The sequence below is a fragment of the Polycladospora coralii genome (genome assembly GCF_014773435.2).
Classification (GTDB): Bacteria; Bacillota; Bacilli; order Thermoactinomycetales; family Thermoactinomycetaceae; genus Polycladospora; species Polycladospora coralii.
Genome location: NZ_JACXAG020000008.1, coordinates 102,097 through 124,034 on the forward strand (window position 1 = coordinate 102,097; position 21,938 = coordinate 124,034).

General features: G+C 40.9%; 19 protein-coding genes, 1 rRNA gene and 1 riboswitch. Of the genes, 1 reads left to right on the forward strand and 19 read right to left on the reverse strand.

The features are described 5' to 3' along the window. Positions 1-15: 15 nt before the first annotated feature. From purH to IC619_RS14315, 14 genes are all read right to left on the reverse strand, one after another. A complete protein-coding gene (purH, locus tag IC619_RS14250) occupies positions 16-1,557 on the reverse strand; it encodes a bifunctional phosphoribosylaminoimidazolecarboxamide formyltransferase/IMP cyclohydrolase (RefSeq protein ID WP_191140807.1) in 1,542 nt (513 codons plus the stop codon). After that, entirely contained in the window at positions 1,554-2,144 is a 591-nt protein-coding gene (gene purN / locus IC619_RS14255; protein WP_191140808.1) for a phosphoribosylglycinamide formyltransferase, read from the reverse strand. The genes purH and purN overlap by 4 nt, the downstream gene beginning before the upstream one ends. Continuing rightward, the gene (purM, locus tag IC619_RS14260; RefSeq protein WP_191140809.1) at positions 2,141-3,178 is read right to left on the reverse strand and encodes a phosphoribosylformylglycinamidine cyclo-ligase; all 1,038 of its coding nucleotides are present in this window, start codon (positions 3,176-3,178) and stop codon (positions 2,141-2,143) included. Before purM ends, purN begins: the two co-directional genes overlap by 4 nt. A 64-nt stretch (positions 3,179-3,242) precedes the next feature. Further along, entirely contained in the window at positions 3,243-4,661 is a 1,419-nt protein-coding gene (gene purF, locus IC619_RS14265; RefSeq protein ID WP_191140810.1) for an amidophosphoribosyltransferase, read from the reverse strand. Then, positions 4,625-6,910, reverse strand: coding sequence for a phosphoribosylformylglycinamidine synthase subunit PurL (purL, locus tag IC619_RS14270; protein WP_191140811.1), 2,286 nt, complete (start codon positions 6,908-6,910; stop codon positions 4,625-4,627). The genes purF and purL overlap by 37 nt, the downstream gene beginning before the upstream one ends. Continuing rightward, entirely contained in the window at positions 6,897-7,580 is a 684-nt protein-coding gene (gene purQ / locus IC619_RS14275) for a phosphoribosylformylglycinamidine synthase subunit PurQ (RefSeq protein ID WP_191140812.1), read from the reverse strand. The genes purL and purQ overlap by 14 nt, the downstream gene beginning before the upstream one ends. Position 7,581: 1 nt before the next feature. Beyond that, complete coding sequence (gene purS / locus IC619_RS14280; RefSeq protein ID WP_191140813.1) at positions 7,582-7,833, reverse strand: phosphoribosylformylglycinamidine synthase subunit PurS; 252 nt, start codon at positions 7,831-7,833, stop codon at positions 7,582-7,584. Continuing rightward, entirely contained in the window at positions 7,826-8,530 is a 705-nt protein-coding gene (gene purC, locus IC619_RS14285; protein ID WP_191140814.1) for a phosphoribosylaminoimidazolesuccinocarboxamide synthase, read from the reverse strand. The genes purS and purC overlap by 8 nt, the downstream gene beginning before the upstream one ends. Before the next feature lie 6 nt (positions 8,531-8,536). Then, positions 8,537-9,841 carry an adenylosuccinate lyase gene (gene purB, locus IC619_RS14290; protein ID WP_191140815.1) on the reverse strand — a complete coding sequence of 435 codons (1,305 nt, stop codon included), beginning with the start codon at positions 9,839-9,841 and terminating at the stop codon, positions 8,537-8,539. 1 nt (position 9,842) lies between these two features. Beyond that, the gene (purK, locus tag IC619_RS14295; protein WP_191140816.1) at positions 9,843-11,033 is read right to left on the reverse strand and encodes a 5-(carboxyamino)imidazole ribonucleotide synthase; all 1,191 of its coding nucleotides are present in this window, start codon (positions 11,031-11,033) and stop codon (positions 9,843-9,845) included. Beyond that, positions 11,030-11,515 (reverse strand): 5-(carboxyamino)imidazole ribonucleotide mutase, encoded by a 486-nt coding sequence (gene purE / locus IC619_RS14300; RefSeq protein WP_191140817.1) that lies wholly within the window; start codon positions 11,513-11,515, stop codon positions 11,030-11,032. Before purE ends, purK begins: the two co-directional genes overlap by 4 nt. Before the next feature lie 106 nt (positions 11,516-11,621). Next, positions 11,622-11,723, reverse strand: a riboswitch (purine riboswitch). A 152-nt stretch (positions 11,724-11,875) separates the two neighbouring features. Then, entirely contained in the window at positions 11,876-13,108 is a 1,233-nt protein-coding gene (locus tag IC619_RS14305; protein ID WP_191140831.1) for a cation:dicarboxylate symporter family transporter, read from the reverse strand. A gap of 298 nt (positions 13,109-13,406) precedes the next feature. Then, positions 13,407-14,336, reverse strand: a complete 930-nt coding sequence (locus IC619_RS14310) for a hypothetical protein (RefSeq protein ID WP_213260941.1) — start codon at positions 14,334-14,336, stop codon at positions 13,407-13,409. Between the two features lie 215 nt (positions 14,337-14,551). Continuing rightward, positions 14,552-15,694: an MFS transporter gene (locus tag IC619_RS14315; RefSeq protein WP_191140819.1), complete on the reverse strand. Its 1,143-nt coding sequence runs from the start codon at positions 15,692-15,694 to the stop codon at positions 14,552-14,554. Positions 15,695-15,807: 113 nt separating this feature from the next. Here IC619_RS14315 and IC619_RS14320 point away from each other — a divergent pair, with 113 nt between their 5' ends. Continuing rightward, entirely contained in the window at positions 15,808-17,568 is a 1,761-nt protein-coding gene (locus tag IC619_RS14320) for a tetratricopeptide repeat protein (protein ID WP_191140820.1), read from the forward strand. Between the two features lie 26 nt (positions 17,569-17,594). On the opposite strand, the gene IC619_RS14325 is transcribed toward IC619_RS14320, so the two are convergent. From IC619_RS14325 to rrf, 5 genes are all read right to left on the reverse strand, one after another. Further along, positions 17,595-18,479: a metal ABC transporter permease gene (locus tag IC619_RS14325; RefSeq protein ID WP_191140821.1), complete on the reverse strand. Its 885-nt coding sequence runs from the start codon at positions 18,477-18,479 to the stop codon at positions 17,595-17,597. Next, on the reverse strand, positions 18,479-19,780 hold the full coding sequence (locus tag IC619_RS14330; protein WP_191140822.1) for a metal ABC transporter permease: 1,302 nt from the start codon (positions 19,778-19,780) through the stop codon (positions 18,479-18,481). Before IC619_RS14330 ends, IC619_RS14325 begins: the two co-directional genes overlap by 1 nt. 5 nt (positions 19,781-19,785) lie before the next feature. After that, a complete protein-coding gene (locus IC619_RS14335; RefSeq protein WP_191140823.1) occupies positions 19,786-20,547 on the reverse strand; it encodes a metal ABC transporter ATP-binding protein in 762 nt (253 codons plus the stop codon). A gap of 19 nt (positions 20,548-20,566) precedes the next feature. Next, the gene (locus tag IC619_RS14340; protein ID WP_191140824.1) at positions 20,567-21,493 is read right to left on the reverse strand and encodes a metal ABC transporter solute-binding protein, Zn/Mn family; all 927 of its coding nucleotides are present in this window, start codon (positions 21,491-21,493) and stop codon (positions 20,567-20,569) included. Between the two features lie 194 nt (positions 21,494-21,687). Further along, a 5S ribosomal RNA gene (gene rrf, locus IC619_RS14345) occupies positions 21,688-21,802 on the reverse strand. Positions 21,803-21,938: the final 136 nt, after the last annotated feature.

Genomic DNA, 21,938 nt, shown 5'->3' on the forward strand with positions numbered 1-21,938 from the left:
ATACGTGTTAACCTATTAATGTTTAAAATGTCTGAGGTGTGTAAAGACCATCACAATCCCCATTTGATTAGCTAAGTCAATCGATTCTTGATCACGAATAGAGCCTCCAGGTTGGATAATCGCTTTAATACCAGCTTTGGCAGCAGCTTCTACTGTATCGGACATTGGAAAGAAGGCATCTGATGCCATAATAGCCCCATCTGCTTTTTCTTCAGCTTGTGCGATGGCTATATGAGCTGAGCCTACACGATTCATCTGACCCGCCCCTATTCCTACTGTTTGTCGATCCTTTGTTAATACAATCGCATTTGATTTCACATGCTTAACCACTTTCCATGCAAACATCAGCTCTTGCCATGTTTTTTGATCGGGCTGTACATCTGTTACCACGGTACAGTTTTCTGGTGAAATTTGCTTTTGATCTACTTCTTGGATCAAGGCCCCACCATCAATACTATTGATCTTAATCGAATCATGTGTATCCAGATTCACTTTCTCGCTAAGTTCTAAAATGCGGAGGTTCTTTTTCTGGCTTAACACTTCAATTGCGCTTGCTTCAAATGAAGGGGCTATCACAATTTCAAGGAAAATTTCTGCAAGTTTACTTGCAGTTTCCCTGTCCACACGACGATTTAGAACCACAATACCACCAAAAATGGAGATAGGGTCTGCTTCATACGCCTTTTGATAAGCCTCAGCGATTGTATCACTGCTTGCTACACCACAAGGGTTCGTATGTTTAACAACAACGGCGGTAGGCTCTGAGAACGAACGAATCAATTCAATTGCGCTGTGGCTGTCATTAATGTTGTTATAAGATAGTTTTTTTCCATGCACTTGAGCAGCAGTTGGTAAAGAACCTGCATGTACTAGCGGTTCTTCATAATAAGCTGCGGCTTGCTGTGGATTTTCTCCATAGCGAAGCACTTCTTTTCGTCTATATGTTAAAGATAATTGCTCAGGAAAAGGGATATTCACTTGTCGATTAAAATATTGGGCAATTAATGAATCATAAGCTGCTGTGTGGCTAAATGCTTTAGCGGCTAGTTCTCTTCTCAACGCTTCATCCGTCCCCCCACCTTGAGCAAGTACATCTATAATGCGTGCATAATCAGCGGGATCGACAATAACGGTTACATCTCGATGATTTTTAGCAGACGAGCGAATCATAGCGGGCCCACCAATATCAATATTTTCAATAGCCTCTTCAAATGTAACATCAGCCTTAGCTATCGTATCTTGAAAAGGATATAAATTAACAACAACAAGGTCAATTGGCGTGATTTGATGTGCATGAAGCTTTTCCATATGCGTCTTTAATTCCCGTCTGGCTAAAATACCGCCATGTATATGGGGGTGAAGTGTCTTTACACGTCCATCTAACATCTCAGGAAACTGTGTAACATCTGTGATAGGGGTCACTTCTATCCCTTCATCTTCTAACATCTTAGCTGTCCCACCTGTAGAGACAATTTCAATACCATGTTTTTTAAGCGATTGAGCAAAGCTTGTAATTCCTGTTTTATCAGTTACACTGATCAGAGCACGACGAATCAATGTTCCTTCCTCCTCCATTCTGTTTCCGTTTCGATTAGTTGTTTGATAATAGTCGGATATAGGTTATGTTCAGCTTGATGAATTTTATCTACTAGAGTTTCTAACGTATCGATCTCTGAAATGGATACAGGAACTTGTGCCAAAATAGGACCAGTATCCATGCCTTCATCTACAAAGTGAATGGTAACACCTGTCACTTTTACAGGATGTAGAAATGCTTTTTCAATCGCGTTTAGTCCAGGAAAGGCAGGTAAGAGTGACGGGTGAATATTTACAATGCGTTTGGGAAAAGCTTGTAGTAAGGTAGTCCCTACGAGTCTCATATATCCTGCTAAAATCACCCACTCAATACCATGCTCTTGTAAGATTTCTAATATGGCTTTTTCATATGCTTTTTTAGATGGGTAAGAACTAGGCTCAATTAAGTATGCAGTTACTTGTAATTCTTGTGCGAGTAGCAACACTTTAGCATTAGGGTGATCACAGATCAGAAGCCGGACAGCACGTCCCCACGCCTCTACACGGGATCGTAGGACGATATTTTTAAAGTTACTTCCACTTCCTGATGCAAACACTGCAATGCTCATAAGTCTGATCCACCTCTAAAGGAAACCGTGTTCTCCCCTTCTGTAATTCTTCCAATTACCGTAGCTGTTTCTCCACATTCATGTGCCATTTGTAGTACTTGCTTCGCATCTTCGCGTGGAACGACGACCACCAGCCCAATTCCCATATTAAAGGTACGAAACATATCCAGCTTCGATATATCTCCCAACTCTTGAATCCATTGAAAAATAGCTGGAGGCTCCCATGAATCTAAGTCGATTTCAGCATGTAAATGTGGGGGTAACATGCGCGGAATATTTTCAATTAAGCCACCACCTGTAATATGTGCAGCATTTTTAACTTGAAAATTGGAAATCAACTGGAGAACAGATTTTACGTAAATTTTTGTAGGTGTAAGTAGTGCTTCCCCCAAACGTTGGTGACTGAATGGAATCCGCTCATTGAAATCAAAATTACGATCTTGTAGCAAAACCTTTCTAACCAATGAAAAACCATTACTATGAAGTCCACTTGAAGCTAAACCAATTAATACATCATCTGTAGTCATTTTTCGGTTTGAGAGTAACTTTTCCTTTTCAACTGCACCTACACAAAACCCTGCAACATCATACTCACCGCTACGATACATACCAGGCATTTCTGCTGTTTCGCCACCAATTAATGCACAACCAGCCAGTTGACAGCCATCTGCAATGCCTTTTACAATATCTTCTGCTTGGGTTGGGGATAACTTACCAGTAGCTAAATAATCTAGGAAGAATAACGGTTCTGCACCTTGTACCACAATGTCATTGACACACATGGCCACACAATCTATCCCAATTGTATCATGTCGATCTAATGCAAAGGCGACCTTTAATTTGGTTCCAATCCCATCAGTAGCCGAAACGAGAACGGGTTCTTGATAGGATCCCAATGCAAACAGACCACCAAAACCACCAATTCCCCCCAAAACTTCTGGTCTTCTGGTACGCTCCACATGGCTTTTGATTCGATTGACGGTTTCATTGCCAGCATCTATATCAACACCAGCCGCTTTATATGCCTCACTCACGGTAGTTCCTCCTCTTGTCACATCAGTAGTAATCGACACTACTGGCTTAAACTGATAGGGTAATTTAAGTTGAGACAGATTCCAATTCTTCTTCAATTGCAATTGGATATTCCCCCGTAAAGCACGCTAAGCAGTGACCACCATTATGCTCGTTTGTTTTTCGTCCGATGGACTCAATCATTCCCTGCGGACTAATAAAGGCTAGGGTATCTGCACCAATTTCTTGTCGCATCTCTTCCAATGTTTGATTTGCTGCGATCAGCTGATCACGATCTGGTGTGTCTATACCGTAAAAACAAGGATTAATCACAGGTGGAGAACTGATGCGAACATGCACTTCAGTCGCTCCAGCCTCTCTTAATAAACGAATAATACGCCTGCTCGTTGTTCCTCTAACAATCGAATCATCAACCATCACGACACGCTTACCTCTTACAACCCCTCGTACGGCACTTAATTTCATTTTTACACCTTGTTCCCGCAGTGCCTGGCTAGGTTGGATAAACGTTCTACCTACATAACGGTTTTTAATGAGCCCCAACTCATATGGAATCCCTGAAGCTTCAGCAAATCCAATTGCAGCTGAAGTGCTTGAATCAGGTACACCCGTCACCACATCCGCTTCAATCGGACTTTCTTCTGCTAATTGTTGACCCATTCTTTTCCGTGAAGCATGCACATTGATTCCTGCTATGTCACTATCCGGTCTAGCAAAGTAAACATACTCAAAAGCGCATACTGCTCGGGGTGCTGGAGATGCAATTCGACTTGTGCGAAGTCCCTCTTTATCTACAATAATCATTTCACCTGGTTCAATATCACGTATCAATTCCGCACCGATCACATCAAATGCGCACGTTTCAGAGGAGAATACATAAGCATCACCAATTTGGCCAAGTGAGAAAGGGCGCAAAGCATGCGGGTCCTCAACGGCTATCAGCTGATCATTTGTAAGAATGAGTAGCGCATAGGCTCCCTTAATGTGACTTAAAGCTTCTTTTACAGCATCTTCTAGTCGTGGAGCCTGCGAACGTGCAATGAGATGTGCAATCACTTCTGTATCTGTCGTGGTCTGAAAAATAGAGCCTTGTTGCTCTAATTCTATACGAAGTTCTTTCGCATTGACTAAATTCCCATTTGAAGCAAGCGCCAGCTCCCCTTTGGCAAAGTTAAACACCAATGGTTGTGCATTTTGAATTCCGGTACCACCCGTTGTCGAATATCGTACATGTCCAATCGCAGTATTCCCCACTAAATGATGGATGGAATCAGTCTGGAAAACTTCTGTCACAAGCCCTGTTCCTCTTTGTACATGGAATCTAGTTTGATCTGTGACTACGATCCCTGCACTCTCCTGTCCGCGATGCTGGAGCGCATGTAAACCATAATACGTAAGCTGAGCTGCATCAGGACGACCTACAACTGCAAACACACCGCACTCTTCATTTAATTCATCGTGGTCAAAGATTGATTCATCGCGCATGGGATCGCCTCCTCATTTAAGCGGGACAGTTCTTGAATGGAGAAACGGTACACATCTGCTTGATTCACTTCAATGTTTAAATAGGCATCATCGCTCACTTTACCAATTGCTTGACAAGGAACACCGTATTGGTCAGCTATACTTTTCACTTCCTCCATCTGTTCCTTCGCAATCGTAATGACAATACGGGACTGACTTTCGCTGAAGAGCGTAGTTGTAGTAGAGAGTTTCGTTTCCATGCAAATATGTGCTCCGACTCCTCCACTTATACAGGATTCTGCCAATGCAAGGGCGAGTCCACCCTCAGCAACATCGTGAGCAGAGCGAACAAAACCTGCTTGAATAAGGTGCAAGGTAAGTTGCTGAACCGCTTTTTCTTTTTCCATATCTAAGTGAGGAGGCATTCCTGAAATATTTCCTGAAGCTAGAAGTTGCAATTCACTACCGCCTAATTCTGCTAACGTTTCCCCTAATAAGACAATTTCATCACCATCTGCTTTGAAAGCTTGGGTGGTAATATGTTCTCTTTTTTGGATGAGTCCAACCATACCGACAACTGGTGTTGGATAAATCGGAGCACCTTTTGTTTCGTTATATAAACTTACATTTCCGCCTACCACTGGCGTTTCCAATTCACGACACGCAGTAGCCATACCATCAATCGCTTTGGCGAGTTGCCAATACACTTCTTCTTTTTCTGGACTACCAAAGTTTAGGCAGTCTGTAATTCCAAGCGGCTGTGCTCCGGCACAAACCACATTGCGTGCTGATTCAGCTACTGCAATCCGTCCGCCTTGTTCAGGGTCTAAAAATACATAGCGACTATTTCCATCCGTAGTCATGGCTAATGCTTTTTCGGTATCACGAATGACAATAACGGCTGCATCAGAGCCCGGACGTACAGCTGTCGAGGTGCGAACCATATGATCATACTGTTGATATACAAAGCGCTTACTCCCCATATTGACTGAAGCAATAACACGTGGTAACCAGGTTTGGGGATCTAAATCTTTCAAATCGGCTTCAGCATCAAATTTTTGCATTTCATGATAAGCGTCTGGTATCTTTTGTGATCGCTGGTAAACAGGGGCATCATCTACAAGTGTACTTACTGGAATATCAGCAACACGTTCACCTTGATACGATATCCGATAGCGATTGCCTTCTGTAACCTGTCCTACCACAGCAGATTGCAGTCCCCATTTTTCACAGATCGCATGTACTTCATGCTCTCTCCCTTGCTCGACCACGACTAACATCCGTTCTTGTGATTCTGATAACATGATCTCATATGGACTCATCCCTGTTTCCCGCTGAGGTACACGATCCAGATCTAGATCAAGTCCCATGTTTCCTTTGGCAGCCATTTCAGCACTGGAGCAAGTAAGACCTGCCGCTCCCATGTCTTGTATACCTAGCAAAATCTCTTTCTCTACCATTTCTAGACAAGCTTCAAGTAACAGTTTTTCCATAAACGGATCACCCACTTGAACAGCTGGTCTTTTTTCTTCTGAGCTTTCATTCAGCTCTTCGGAAGCAAATGTAGCACCATGGATACCATCACGCCCAGTACTTGCCCCCACATAAATCAAGGGATTGCCCACTCCAGTCGCAATGCCTTTTTGTAATTCCTCATGCTTAAGTACACCGACACACATCGCATTTACAAGCGGGTTCCCTTCGTAAGTATCATCAAACATGACTTCTCCACCCACTGTTGGAATACCCATACAGTTTCCATAGTGAGCAATCCCCGCTACCACTTGTTCAAATAAATAACGTACTCTAGATGATTCTAAGCGACCAAACCGTAATGAGTTAAGTAAGGCGACCGGACGAGCCCCCATTGAGAACACATCACGAATAATCCCTCCTACGCCAGTAGCTGCTCCCTGGAAAGGCTCAACCGCTGATGGATGGTTATGACTTTCAATCTTAAACACAACAGCTTGTCCATCTCCAATATCGATTACGCCAGCACCTTCCCCTGGGCCTTGTAGTACATGTTCACCTGATGTAGGAAACTTCTTCAACAATGGCTTAGAGTTTTTATAACTACAATGCTCTGACCACATGACACTGTAGATCCCAATCTCTGTCCAATTCGGCAATCGCTCCATGAACCCGCAAATCTTGGTATACTCTTCTTCAGTGATACCCATGTCACGATATAATTTCTGTTTCTTTATCTCCTCTGCTGATGGTTCAAATGGTAACGATTCGATTTGTGTTTGCTCATGCTGCACCATGATTCTCCTCCCCGTGTTTCAACATAGATTGAAACAAACGTACACCATCCACAGAGCCCATCCATTCTACAATCGCACGTTCCGGATGTGGCATCATTCCTAGCACATTACGCTCACGATTACAGATTCCAGCGATAGCGGCTGTTGAACCATTTGGATTTTCTCCTTGATATCGAAAAACAATTTGATCATGTTCCTCTAACTCTTGTCGTGTCTTATCATCGCAAAAATAATTGCCTTGACCATGTGCGATCGGAATACGTATCGACTCATTTTGTTCGTATAGAGAAGTAAATGGCGTTTCATTAAGGGATACAGTTAGCTCTTGAATATCGCAACGAAATTTCAAATGATCGTTTTGAAGCATCGCACCTGGTAATAAACCCATCTCAAGTAACATCTGAAATCCGTTGCAAATTCCGATAACCAGTTTACCCTCCTGCGCGGCTTTCACAACACCTTTCATAATCGGAGAAAACTGTGCCAACGCACCCGAGCGCAAGTAATCACCATATGAAAATCCACCCGGTAAGATCACTGCATCATATCCACTCAGATCTGATTCTTGATGCCAAACGGGTGATACCGGTTCTCCTAGTACATCTTCAACTGCTTTGATACAATCAATATCACAATTAGAACCGGGGAAGATGGGTACAGCAAATCGCATATTAAGCAACCTCCTCCAATTGGTATGAGAAATCTTCTATTACCGGGTTGGATAGCACCTTCTTACAGATTTCTTCAATATCTCGCTCTGCTTCTGCTAAGGTTACACTTTCCAGTATTACTTCCATTCGTTTTCCAATACGTACATCTGATACGCTCTCATAACCTAAAGAGTGAAGTGAACCCTTTACTGCAACCCCTTGTGGATCAAGTACACTTTGTTTTAACGTTACATCAATGATCGCTTTATACATGTTGGGTTCCTCCTAATCGTTTCCATACGATTTGATACGATTTTACAACGTCTCCTAAATCTCTTCTGAAGCGATCTTTATCCAATTTATCACCGGTTTCACGATCCCATAGTCGACAAGTATCTGGTGAAATTTCATCACCTAACATAACATCTCCCATTTCATCGATTCCGTACTCTAATTTAAAATCAACTAAAACCATCCCTTTATCCCAGAATAACTTGTGCAAGTATTCATTCACATTTAACGCAAGCTCACGTATATCTGCTAGTGTATTGGGATCAATTATACGAAGTGTAGCAATATGATCATGATTAATCAGGGGATCCCCCAACCGATCATCTTTCAAATAATACTCGATGATCGGTTGATTTAACTTGGTGCCTTCGGCCAGACCAAGCCGTTTTACTAAGCTTCCTGCGACCTGATTTCTAACCACAACTTCTAACGGAATCATCTTCAATCTTTTTACCAACTGTTCAGTAGCTGAGATTCGGCGGATAAAATGCGTCTGAATTCCTTTCTCATGTAAGTATTCAAACAGAATACTCGTAATACAGTTATTCATCTCCCCTTTACCTGCGAGCTGCTCTTTTTTCTCGCCATTAAACGCAGTCGCTTCATCTTTATATTGAATCCTTACGACTGTCTGATCATCTGTGGCATATATCTGTTTGGCCTTGCCTTCGTATAGCAAACCGCATTACTCCTCTCCAATAAGCCCTAAACGTTTAAAAATAGGATCCACTTGTGCTAAGTGATAGTGATAGTCGAAGCAATCTTCTATTTCAGTCTCATTTAAATGAGCGGTGATCACATGATCTGCTCGCACTAAATCTTTAAAGGAAGATTGTGCTTCCCATGCTCGCATGGCCAACGACTGAACACGATCATACGCTTCCTCTCGCTTCAACCCTTTTTGGATAAGGGCTAGCAGTACTCTTTGTGAATAAATCAATCCAAAAGTACGATCCATATTACGTTTCATATTTTCAGGGAATACAGTTAAATTTTGAATAATATTTGACAGTCGTCTAAGCATGTAATTGAGAAGAATAGTGGCATCAGGGAGAATCACACGTTCAACAGAGGAATGAGAAATATCACGTTCATGCCATAAGGAGACATTTTCATAAGCGGATACCATATGACCGCGAATAATGCGTGCTAATCCACTTATATTTTCGGAACCGACTGGATTTCGTTTATGCGGCATCGCTGAAGAACCTTTCTGTCCTTTATTGAACGCTTCTTCAACTTCCCGAATTTCACTTTTTTGTAGCGCACGAATTTCAGTTGCAAATTTTTCCATCGATGTTGCAATGAGCGCTAGGGTTGCCATATAGTTTGCATGTCGATCACGTTGCAAGGTTTGTGTTGAAATGGGTGCAGGCGTTAGACCAAGATGCTCACATACATACTTTTCCACGAAGGGATCAATATTTGCGTACGTACCGACTGCACCAGATAATTTACCAGTTGCAACTTCATCTATAGCCTGTTTAAAACGCTGACGGTTACGCTTCATCTCTTCGTACCATAGGGCAAGCTTCAAACCAAATGTAGTCGGTTCAGCATGTACACCATGTGTACGTCCCATCATCACGGTATACTGATGAGCCAATGCCTTTTCTTTTAGTACTTCTATAAGGTGATCGATATCAGAAAGTAAGATTTGATTAGCTTGTGTTAATAAATAGGACAGAGCGGTATCCACCACATCCGTTGAAGTTAATCCATAATGCACCCATTTTGATTCTTCACCTAAAGTTTCAGATACTGCACGTGTAAAAGCCACTACGTCATGCCGGGTTTCTTGCTCAATTTCATAAATACGATCCACATTGATTTGTGCATATTGGCGAATTTGATCTACATCTTTACTTGGAATTACATCTAATTTAGACCAAGCTTCGCAAGCTAATATTTCTACTTCTAACCAAGCACGAAATTTATTCTCTTCCGTCCAAATTGCTTTCATTTCCGGTCTGGAATATCGTTCAATCATTTTAATTCCCCACTTTTACTTCATTTCGATTTGATAGGATGCCAATTTGCTGCTTTTCCTTGTTTGTAAGTTGTGGCCATATGGCTATTTGTTCCATCTGGCTTATCAATCCATCAATGGAATCTCCTACAAAAGTAAGGTGGCCCATTTTTCGACCCTTTTTTGCTTCAGACTTCCCATACCAATGCAGTTTTGCAGTAGTTGGTAAAGTATTCATCTTTTCTTTTAATTGATCAGTGTGCTCGCCTAGTACATTGACCATCAGGGCTGATTCATGCATCATAACCTGACCGAGTACCATACCAGTAACTGCTCGTATAACTTGCTCAAACTGAGAGGTTCGACAAGCATCATAAGTATAGTGACCAGAATTATGAGGACGTGGTGCTAACTCATTTACAAGAATCGTATCATCTTCTAGCACAAACATTTCGATAGCCAAAATACCAACCAAATTAAGATAGGATGCAATTTGCCGTGCCATTTGCTCAGCCTGTTCGATTACATGATCTTTTAACGGCGCAGGTGCAATAGAAAGATGTAAGATATGATTACGATGTACATTTAATGCGGGCGGAAACACCTTCATTTCACCACTTAATCCACGTGAAACGATAACAGAAATTTCACTTCGAAATGGGATATATTGCTCCATAATATACGTGTGATCTTCTCCAAATAAAGAATGGGGCAATCCGCTCATCTCTTCTGACGTATGAATTCGCCATTGTCCTTTTCCATCATAGCCGCCTCGTACCGTTTTCAATATTGCTGGTGCGCTAAAACTATGCCATGCTGATCGCATATCTGCATGCGTTTCAATCGCTTGATATGGCGCTACACGTACTCCTGCATCCGTTAAGGCCTGTTTTTCAAGTAAGCGGTTACCTGTAATCTCTAGCAAACGACTAGATTGCGGAATTCGATAGCTTTTTTCTAATTCACGAACGAGATTTATATCTATATTTTCAAACTCATAGAGAATGATATCTGTTTTTTCTCCCAATATTGTAGCGGCCTCTAAATCATCAAACCCCGCTACAATATGCTCATCAGCCACCTGTGCGGCTGGACAATCTTTTGCTGGATCTAGGGTAATAAAGCGCAATCCCATCTTTCGTCCTTCAAGGATAATCATTCTACCCAATTGTCCGCCACCTAAAATACCTATTGTCTTTCCTACTAGCGTCATTTGAAGTCACTATCCTTTAAGACTTGCTCTTTAATTTGTATTCTGCGCTCAGACAAGCGAGATCTTAGGCTTTGATCACGAACAGCAATCATTTTAGCTGCCAGTAAACCTGCATTAATGGCACCAGCCTTTCCAATTGAAACAGTTGCAACCGGGACACCGCCAGGCATTTGTACAATGGATAATAAAGAGTCCATTCCATTTAAAGAAGCTGAGTGTATAGGTACGCCTATCACCGGGACAAGTGTTTTAGCAGCGACCATTCCAGGCAAGTGTGCAGCTCCTCCTGCTCCAGCAATAATGACCTCAATTCCTTTTTCTTCTGCTGTTTCGGCATATCGAAACATTTCATCAGGTGTACGATGCGCGGATACCACTTTTGCTTCAAAGGGAATTTGTAATTCCGTCAATATGCTACATGTATGCTCCATGGTTGGCCAATCGCTTTTACTACCCATAATGACACCAACGATTGCTTGCATCTCTTACCCACCTTTGCTTTTCACTTGAATATACAACAAAAGCCTAAATGATAGACTTCTCCACTATAAGGAAAAATCTACCATCTAGGCATACTAAATACCATCCTAAATGAAAGATTTCTCTCATAGTTAGGAAATTTACGGTTTCCTCGTAGAAACACTTAGGCCCTATTCCTAAGCATATATGAGAAAGATCATCCATTTAAGTTTAACAAGGAATACTGGATGAAGTCAATCATAAAAGCGAACATTTAATACAACAAGTTATAAAAGCGTTCGTTTTTATAACGCATTGTATGATAAAGCGACACCTCTAAAGAGGTGTCGCTTTATGGTGATATTTATCATTTTATTTAATTTTTAAGCTGCTGAAGTTTTGGATTCAGTCCGTTTTTCTTCTCCACGACCGATAACAGCAGCCACTGTCGCATCACCGGTAATGTTTACAGCTGTACGTGTCATATCAAGTAGACGGTCTACACCCAAGATAATCGCAATCCCGGATACTGGTAAACCGACAGAGTCAAGTACCATTGCTAAAGTAATCAGTCCCACTCCAGGAACGGCAGCCGTACCAATTGAAGCTAGCGTTGCTGTTAAAATAATAGTAAGCTGCGCCGTAAAGTCAAGTGGAATCCCGTATAATTGCGCGATGAAGACAGCTGCAACGCCTTGCATAATGGCTGTACCATCCATATTAATCGTAGCACCTAGAGGCAACACAAAGCTACTTACACTTTTGGGAATTTTAAGCCCACGTTCAGCACATTCCATTGTTACCGGTAACGTAGCCGCACTAGAACTCGTTGTGAATGCCACCTCGATAGCAGGTCCCATCGCTTTGAAGAAACGAAGTGGATTGATTTTGGCTAATAATGTGAGTAATGTCGTGTAGGTGATGGCCACATGAAGCAGTAGTGCACCGACAACCGCAATCATATACCATGCCATAGAACCGATAATATCAGTACCAGCAGAGCCGATGGCACGTGCCATCAATGCAAATGCACCATAAGGCGCTACATACATCACCATATGCACAATTTTGATCATCACTTCATTTGATTGATCAATAAAATTCTTTACAGTACTAACCTTACTCCCCAGCAACGCCATCGCAATTCCAAAAAATAAACTAAAAGCAATGACTTGTAACATGGATGTTTCAGCCATAGCCGTTACAGGGTTATCTGGGATAATGTTAAGTAATGTTTCTTTAATAGGAGGCGCTTGCTTAATTTCTGCCTCTTCCACATTTGTAGGAATAGTAGTACTTTCACCCGGATTAATGACATTTGCCATTGTAAGTCCAATTGAAATAGCAATAGCCGTTGTCGCTAAGTATAAGAGGATCGTTTTAATTCCCACTCGACCTAGTTTCTTAGGGTCAGCAATTCCAGCTGCACCAGCTACAATCGAAAAGAACACGAGGGGCACGACTATCATTTTAATCGCTTTCACAAATAAGGTTCCAACTGGATCAAACACATAATTATCTAAAGTTGTGAACAATTCTGGAGATGTTGCGTTTAAAACAATTCCCACGATAAGACCTAATATGATACCGATTAATATTTTCGTTGTTAGACCAATTTTTTTCATATTGTCAACACCTTTCTAACCTCGAATGATCGTTAAGTATGATGCGATTAAAAACGACAAAACAGACCTCCCTACAGGATTTAAGTATCGTCATCGTAACACATACTAAAGAATACGTCAGCTAATCACAGTTTATCACAAAGTTGTAACATTTTTAAACCTAATTTTTAAATAATTTCATTTTACATTTAAGAATTGCTATTTCACTCTCTTTTATCGAATTAAGTTATAATAGGATAAACGAAAGAAAGCTTACTTTCAAAAACAGACGAAAGTAAGCTTTCTTTTATTAAATGGATTCTTTCCCTTTAAAGAGACGAAGAAGCGATCCAAAACCGGCTAGAAGCAGCCCAACTAAACCAGCATTTACATATGGCGTCGCTGTCTCAGGCAGTTGTCCTCCCTGAAGTTGCTCTTGATCTTCTTCCTCCGCAGGGACCTCCGCGACAACAAGTCCATTCACTTTTTTCACAGTAGATGCTTGTCCACTGTCGACATTTGTGCCTTTGTTGTTCGTCACCGTACCACTTGTAGGTGCACTTCCACCATTGCCATTGTCATCTCCGCTTCCGGTGCCTCCACCATTGCCATTGTCATCTCCGCTTCCGGTGCCTCCACCATTGCCGTTGTCATCTCCGCTTCCGGTGTCTCCACCATTGCCGCTGTCATCCCCGTCTCCGGTGCCTCCACCATTGCCGTTGTCATCCCCGTCTCCGGTGCCTCCACCATTGCCGTTGTCATCCCCGTCTCCGGTGCCTCCACCATTGCCGTTGTCATCTCCGTCTCCGGTGCCTCCACCATTGCCGTTGTCATCCCCGTCTCCGGTGCCTCCACCATTGCCGTTGTCATCTCCGTCTCCGGTGCCTCCACCATTGCCGTTGTCATCTCCGCCTCCGGTGCCTCCACCATTGCCGTTGTCATCTCCGCCTCCGGTGCCTCCACCATTGTCGTCATCATCACCACCTGGATTTGATGGCCCTCCTAAATCATCATCATCTTCTCCTTCGCCCTCTCCTTCACCAGGATTTGACGGTCCTCCCAAATCATCATCACCTTCTCCTTCTCCATCATCATCATCTCCAGGATCATTGTCCGGAGATGGAACAATAATTTCTGTATCATCATTAGGATCAGCAAAAGCTTCATCTGGAGTAACCAAAACCATTCCTAGTGCAATTGCACCTAGACCACTTATAGCTAATATTTTTTTCGTTTCCATAAAACGCCTCCTATGAATATATAAATATTAATGTGAAATGCATTTCTATTTTAGCATGTAGAACATTCAGTAAACAAGCGAATCAAGTAGATAATTATTGAATTTCATTCATTCTATGTTAATCTATTTCCTTACTAGTCATTATTTATTTTTTCGTTTTTATATGGCGAATTAAAGTTAAGACAAAAACTTAAAGTCAGCATATTAAAAGTTAATTATTGTGCTAAATGGTAGTCTGAGTTATTCGTTTTATTTCTGAAGATAACAAACCAAAGTAATGATGTGAGTAAAAGGACTCCTGACGTGATAAACAAGATAGCCATCGGATAAATGAGATCGATTAATATACTAACAACCACTAAAGCAATCGGCATACAAGCTGTCTCGATGATGCCAAACAAACTAAATATTCTCCCCCGATAATGATCCTTTACAATCATTTGCACATTAGACACCGCATGAACACCGACAACAGCAGCACCTATTCCATATACAAATGCACTTGCACAGGCAACTGCTATATGAGTGGAAATCGGAATTACAAACATTGCGATCGACATGATGACTAATCCAATAGTAGCATACTTATCTAGGTTTACTTGATCTCCATATTTCGATAGGATTGCACTCACAAGTATTTCACCGATAAGCAAACACATAAAAAATAGACCAAATGCTTCCGCTCCATAATCAAATTCCTGCAGTTTCAAGGGCATCAATATTTCTAGCGGTGCTAAGCTTGCTCCCATAATAAAGAAAACAAAAGGAATGATAACTAATTTTCTATTTGAAAAAAGATATTGAAACCCTGCACCTATATCTTTCCATATGGAACGATTGAAGTTAAGATTTTGATCCTTACATGGGAATTTGATGAACCCTAACAAAATAGCCATGATGAAAAATGTAATCCCATTGATGAAAATGGTATTCAAAGTACCCCAATAAGCAACTAGCACCCCTCCAAATACAAACCCCATTAATTGAGAAACTTGTCCCGATAAAGCATTTAAGGCATTCGCTCTTGGTATATCTGCGTGAGGGACCATCTGAGGTAAGAGGGACCCAAAGGTAGGTCTATATATGACACCAATAAGCCCTGTAATAAAAGCGGTCCCATAAATGAAATAAATCGTTAGCATGTCCATAAACAGCAAGAAACAAATGCAGAACATACACAATCCACGTATCATATCCCCTACAATTATGTAGGGTTTCATGTTTAATCGGTCAATCAAAGCACCTGCAAGTGGACTAAGCAGGTATGGGATTGTGGCAAAAATCATTGTAAGCGCCATATATTTAGGAGATCCTGTCGTCTCTAAAACTAAATACGTTAATGCGACAACATAAATCATATTACCAAACAAAGATTGAGCTTAGTCGCTTGTAGATGAAAAGATATAAGATTTGCCTAATTCATGATAAGATAAGGAGAAATCTAAGTAATGTTTTGAAAAGGGATGAAAGAATGAAGCCTCTACATAACGGTACCCATATAGGAGATGGATATCAAATTCTCCGTTCTTTTCCATTTATCGAAGGCATATTATACTTCACAGTAAAAGATCAACACAGTTTTTTTATCCATGCGATAGATCGTCATAAAAAAAACAACGCTACTTTAAAAAGAGACCCTCGATTTTTTGTGCCAATACGCCACACATTTGAGGTAGATCAGGTTTATTATCATGTATTAACACAATTAGAAGGAGATTTATTTGCTTTTTATTTACAACAATACGCACCATTTGCGATGAGTGAAGCCAAAAGTAAAATGGAGGCTTTAATTGTTACATTAAGTCAAATGAAGAAAGATGGACTTTATGCCCATGTTCATCCACAAAATATGTTACTCCAAGGAAGCCAACAGCTCCGTTTTCTTTATGGTGGAGATCAAACTGCCTTTTCTCAGCAAATTGACAGTAGAGAAACGGTATGGCAATTAGCAAGTCTCTTATATACCTATTTAACCGGAGAATGGATCACCCCCGACAAACCACCCAAACCTATACATCAGTTACGTCCAGAAGTTCCATCTGATTTAGCGACATTACTAGATGGTGTACTCAGAGAAAAGAAAGAATTTCTACCTGACTATGATGCCTTTATCATAGCAATGATTCAAGCATGGGATGATCGTAACACAAGTGCTGCTCTTAGTCGAAATAAAAAAAAGAGAAAGTTTACGCTATCTCCACGAATATGGAAAAAGCCTGCCGTTTGGGGGAGCTTCATAGCTGTTTTTCTGTTTGGATGCTTAGCTTTCTTTTTGACTATGGACAATTCATTAACTGCAGATCCAGAAAAATCAGCAGCTTCTTGGTATCATGACTCTCAAATCGAAGTTGAAAAAAACCAACTGGACCATGCAATCGAATTGGGAAAAAAAGCAGTTGAGACTGATCCTAAGTTAGTATATTTTACTCACTTATCTAACCTTTACAAATCTCAACAAAAATACGATAAAAGCATTGAGATACTAACTGCAGCAACCGAACATTATCCTACCGAAGGAATCCTTTATTATGATATGGCTAAGATCAAGTACTATCTGAAAGATTATAAAACAGCAACCGTCTATATTGAAAAAGCGATTGAATTACAGAAGGATAAAGATAGCAATACCTTACACCTTCAGGGTCGTATTTTTTCAGCACAACAGAAGTATGAACAAGCTATTGCTTCACTTAGTAAGGCGATACAGTTAGAGCCAAACAAAGACTCACATTATCATGAGCGAGCCATTTCCCTTTATCGTAGTGGTCAACTAGACAAAGCATTGGTCGATGAAGATAAGGCCATTCAAATCGACCCGACCGTAGGCATGTATTACTTAACACGAGGAATTATATATATAGAAAAACGCCAACAAACCGTTCAATCTAAAGATGAAGATAAAAAAGAAAAAATAGAAACCTATACAAAAAAATCTTTAGACGCTTTTAATGAAACAGTTAAGCTTATCCCGGAAGATCCAGATGCCTATTACTATCAAGGTCTAGCTTACTACTATTCACGCAAGTATGACCCAGCCCTTACCGCAATTAATCAAGCGATTGAATTGGATGGCAATCATGCCTTGTACCATTATCAAAAAGGATTAATCCTTAATGAAATGAACGGAAAAGTCAATGAGGCCATTCATTCACTCAAAAAAGCGACATCGATTGATCCAAACTCTACGATTTATCAAAATGCACTTTTACGCGTACAAAAAAAAGCAAAATAAAGGAAAACAACTCCTTTATTTTGCTTTTATGATTGTAATGAAGCTTTTACACGGCGCTGTATCCATTTTCGCGTTAATATCCCATGTTTTGGCGAGAAAAGAAAGGCCATCACAAAAAGGAGACCCGCTATGATCGTCATGCAACCTGCAATATTTGCATCCAACAAGACTGCCAAATAATAGCCTAGAATCGAACTCACGACTCCAACTAATGTAGCCAATCCCAACATGACGCTTAGGCGATCGGTTAACAAATATGCGGTCGCCCCTGGTACGATTAACATAGCCACTACCAATATAGCACCTACACTTTCAAAAGAAGCAACTGTGGTAACTGAGATCATTCCCATTAGCAAATAATGGATAGCTGCTACAGGAATACCAATTGCTGCTGCCATGGCTGGGTCAAAGGACGTAATTTTTAGCTGTTTATAGAAAAGCGTTACCATGATCAGACAAAATAGAAATGCAGCACCAATTCCCCACACTGCTTTAGGTCCTAAGTCTGTACCAAATAAAGTGATTGTATCCCATGGTACGTAAGCAATCTCACCAAATAGAACACAGTCTAAATCCAAATCAACTTGACGCGTAAATAAGGTGACAAGGATAATTCCAATTGCAAACAACGTAGTAAAAGTTACACTTATGGCAGCATCCACCTGCACACCCGTTTGTCGCAATGATTGAATCAAAACGGTACAAATTAATCCAAATACAATAGCACCGATTAACATTGGCAGGGTTCCTCTATCACCACTGATCAAAAAAGCAATCACAATCCCCGGTAAAATGGCGTGGCTAATGGCATCGCCCAACATCGCCACACGACGTAAAATAAGAAAACAACCGATAAAGCCACAAGAGCCTGCTACTAATGCACCTGTAAGAATAATCCAGAAATCTACCATTACAAGACCTCCTCCCCTAATCTTGGTAATGTTGGCATGCGATTATGTTTCTTTAACAGGCTTTGTAATTGTGGCACAACTTCTTTAGGGATCTCGCGGTTCATGCCATTTGCATATTGCTGTACCACTCCATCTATCTCATTTTCATGCATCATCCAAACTTCCAGCATTCGTTTATAAAGAATCGTTTCATAGGCCTTATTCCAGCCAGTTTGCGTTAATGAAATTTGATACTCTCCATTGGCTTGGAGCTCCATGATGATATAACCTTGTTTCACCAGTCGACTAAGTAGCTTGCGTTGTTTTGATAAAGCTGGATACTGTGCGTATAGCTCTTTATCTGTCCATTGGTTGCATCCTGTTCGCTCACTCAGTGTAAAAATATTTTCAAACCATTGATCTTCCACAACTTGTCTCCGTGTTCTCATTCTACGAATCCAACGTGCTAGTAAGCCTCGTTTTGGTGCAAAAAGCATCGAAATAAGAAAAAATGTGGTTGCTGACAAGACGATAAGTGGCCCTGTAGATAAACGGTAACCAATTGCACTAATGAAGGTCCCCAACCCTCCAGACAATGCACCTAATACCGCAGAAATGATCACCATGCGATCTAATCGTTCTGTCCAATACCGAGCAGCTGCCGCTGGTGTTATCAGAAGAGCAGCCATTAGCACAACTCCAGCTGCCTGTAGACCAATCACTACAGCTACCACCAATAAGAACATGAACATAAAATCAATTTTTCCCATTGGAAATCCAATACTCTTTCCATAAGCGATATCAAAGCAGAGTAGCTTTAACTCTTTAAATAAAATCGTACAGACCACAATTAATGCAGTCGCTACGATTCCCATCACCAATAAATCATCTCTTACCATAGCAGCCGATTGCCCAAATAAAAATTTATCTAGTCCACTTTGATTCCCATTCTCACTGTGCTGGATAAAAGTTAAGAGTACAATACCCGCACCGAAAAATACAGACAAAACAATACTTAATGCAGTATCTTCTTTTATCCGAGAATATTTGGTAATCCATTGAATACATAGAGACGCAACTAAACCCGTGATCGTAGCTCCAATTAAGAACAGGATCGGATTCTTAGAACCTGTAAGCAAAAACGCAAGACAAATCCCTGGTAAGGCGGCATGGGCAAGAACATCTCCCATCAAACCACGCTTTCGAAGAAATGCAAAGCTCCCCAAAACACCACTACAAAGTCCTAATATTGTCGTTCCTGCAAGCACCCAAAAAGCATTAGGGTTATCTAAGAACTGGTTCATTGTTTGCAAGAGATCCATATTACTCACCTCGTTAATAACAGCTCTTGTGAATCCGGTAGTATTGTCAATCTACCACCATATGTTTTTTGCAGGTTTTCAGTCGTAAATGCTTCTTTCGTAGATCCAGAAGCAATTAAACGCATATTGAGTAATAATACAGAGTCAAAGTATTCCTGTACCGTTTGTAAGTCATGATGTACAACCAAAACCGTTTTACCCTTATCTTTTAACTCGGTCAACACCTGAATGATAGCTTTTTCAGTTGCAGCATCCACACCTACAAAAGGTTCATCCATAAAATAAATATGGGCATCTTGCGCCAATGCTCTTGCTAAAAATACACGTTGTTGCTGTCCTCCTGATAATTGACTAATTTGTCTCATCGCGAATGCTTCCATGCCCACTTTTTGTAAGCATGACATGGCAAACTCACGGTCTTTTGCTCCCGGGCGCTTAAACCACCCTAATTTCCCATAACGCCCCATAAGTACAACGTCAAGTGCATGCGTAGGAAAATCCCAATCAACCGATTCACGTTGTGGAACATAGCCCACAAGGTGTCTTTGTTCACGGTATGATTTTCCATATATATAAACATCACCGCTCGCTCGTGGCAATAATCCAAGTACCGCTTTGATTAAGGTAGACTTTCCTGCACCATTGGGACCAATAATACCTATTAATTCGCCTTCTGGTGCATCGTAATCAATTTCACGTAAAACGGGCTTCCGGTGATAGGCAACAGATAAGTTACGAATAGATACAGGACTTTCACTGTTTTTCATTTTACTTATCCCACTCTTTCTATTTTAGAGATTTCACAATCGTATCTACGTTGTGACGAACCATTCCAATATATGTGCCTTCTTTTGTGCCGGGAGAACCCATCGCATCTGAAAAAAGCTCCCCACCAATGATCACTTCATGACCTTGTTCTTTGGCTCCTTGTACCACCGCTTCAATGGAGCGTTTGGGGACGCTAGATTCAACAAAAACAGCCTTGATCTTACGCTCCACTAACAAATCAACAATTTGTTTTACATCTTTTAAACCATACTCAGAAGCAGTACTAATACCTTGCAGGCCTACTACTTCCACTTCATAAGCACGTCCGAAATAGCCAAATGCATCATGTGCAGTCACCAATACACGCTGTTCTTCGGGGATTGTAGCTAATTGTTCCGATGCATAGGTATCCAGTTCTTTTAACTGTTCGAGATATTGAGCTGCTTGCTGTTCATAATCTGCTTTATGTGTAGGATCAACCTGTATGAGTCCCTCTTTCACTTTTTCAGTCGCTTGTATCCATAACTTCACATCAAACCAAATATGTGGATCTATTTGCTTATCCGCTGTTTCCATCAAGTTATTTTTATTCATGTGATCAGCTATTGCTATTACTTCCTTATGTTTCCCCATTTTCTCTAGTATCTCTTGCATTTTTCCCTCTAAAAGTAATCCGTTATAAAAAATCACATCTGCTTGATCTAGCTTCCCAATATCACCTTGAGACGCTTTATATAAATGTGGATCTACCCCTGGTCCCATCAATCCTGTAACGGAGACATGTTCTCCACCGACATTTTTCACAGTATCTGCAATCATCCCAGTGGTAGCTGTTACTTGTATTACATCTGCACCTTCATCATTCGTAACGTCAGAATCACATGCCGTGATTATACTAAGAATCATGATTATCCCTAAAATGTAATAAAGCCGATTTCCTTTCATACGAAAGCTCCTCACATTATAAATTTAGTTATTGAAACTATTTTAACTCAAACTATTACTTTTTACCTGACGCAAAAGTATAGTTGTAATGAAAAATATTATAAATTAGGATGAACAATAAGTAAACCCTATTTCAAACAATTATCATCTCAAAATCGAAAAAGCCTCACTTCAAATGAAGTGAGGCCAAATGAGCCTGGCGACGTCCTACTCTCCCATAGATTAATCTATAGTACCATCGGCGCTGGAGGGCTTAACGGTCGTGTTCGGGATGGGAACGAGTGGGTCCCCTCCGCCATCATCACCAGACGTATAAAATTGTGGGTGTTTCACACCCTGAAAATTAGAATGGAAGCAAGTGTATGTGGAGAAGAAAAAATTAAATTGTAGGTTAAGCCCTCGACCGATTCGTACCTGTCAGCTGAACATATTGCTATGCTTACAC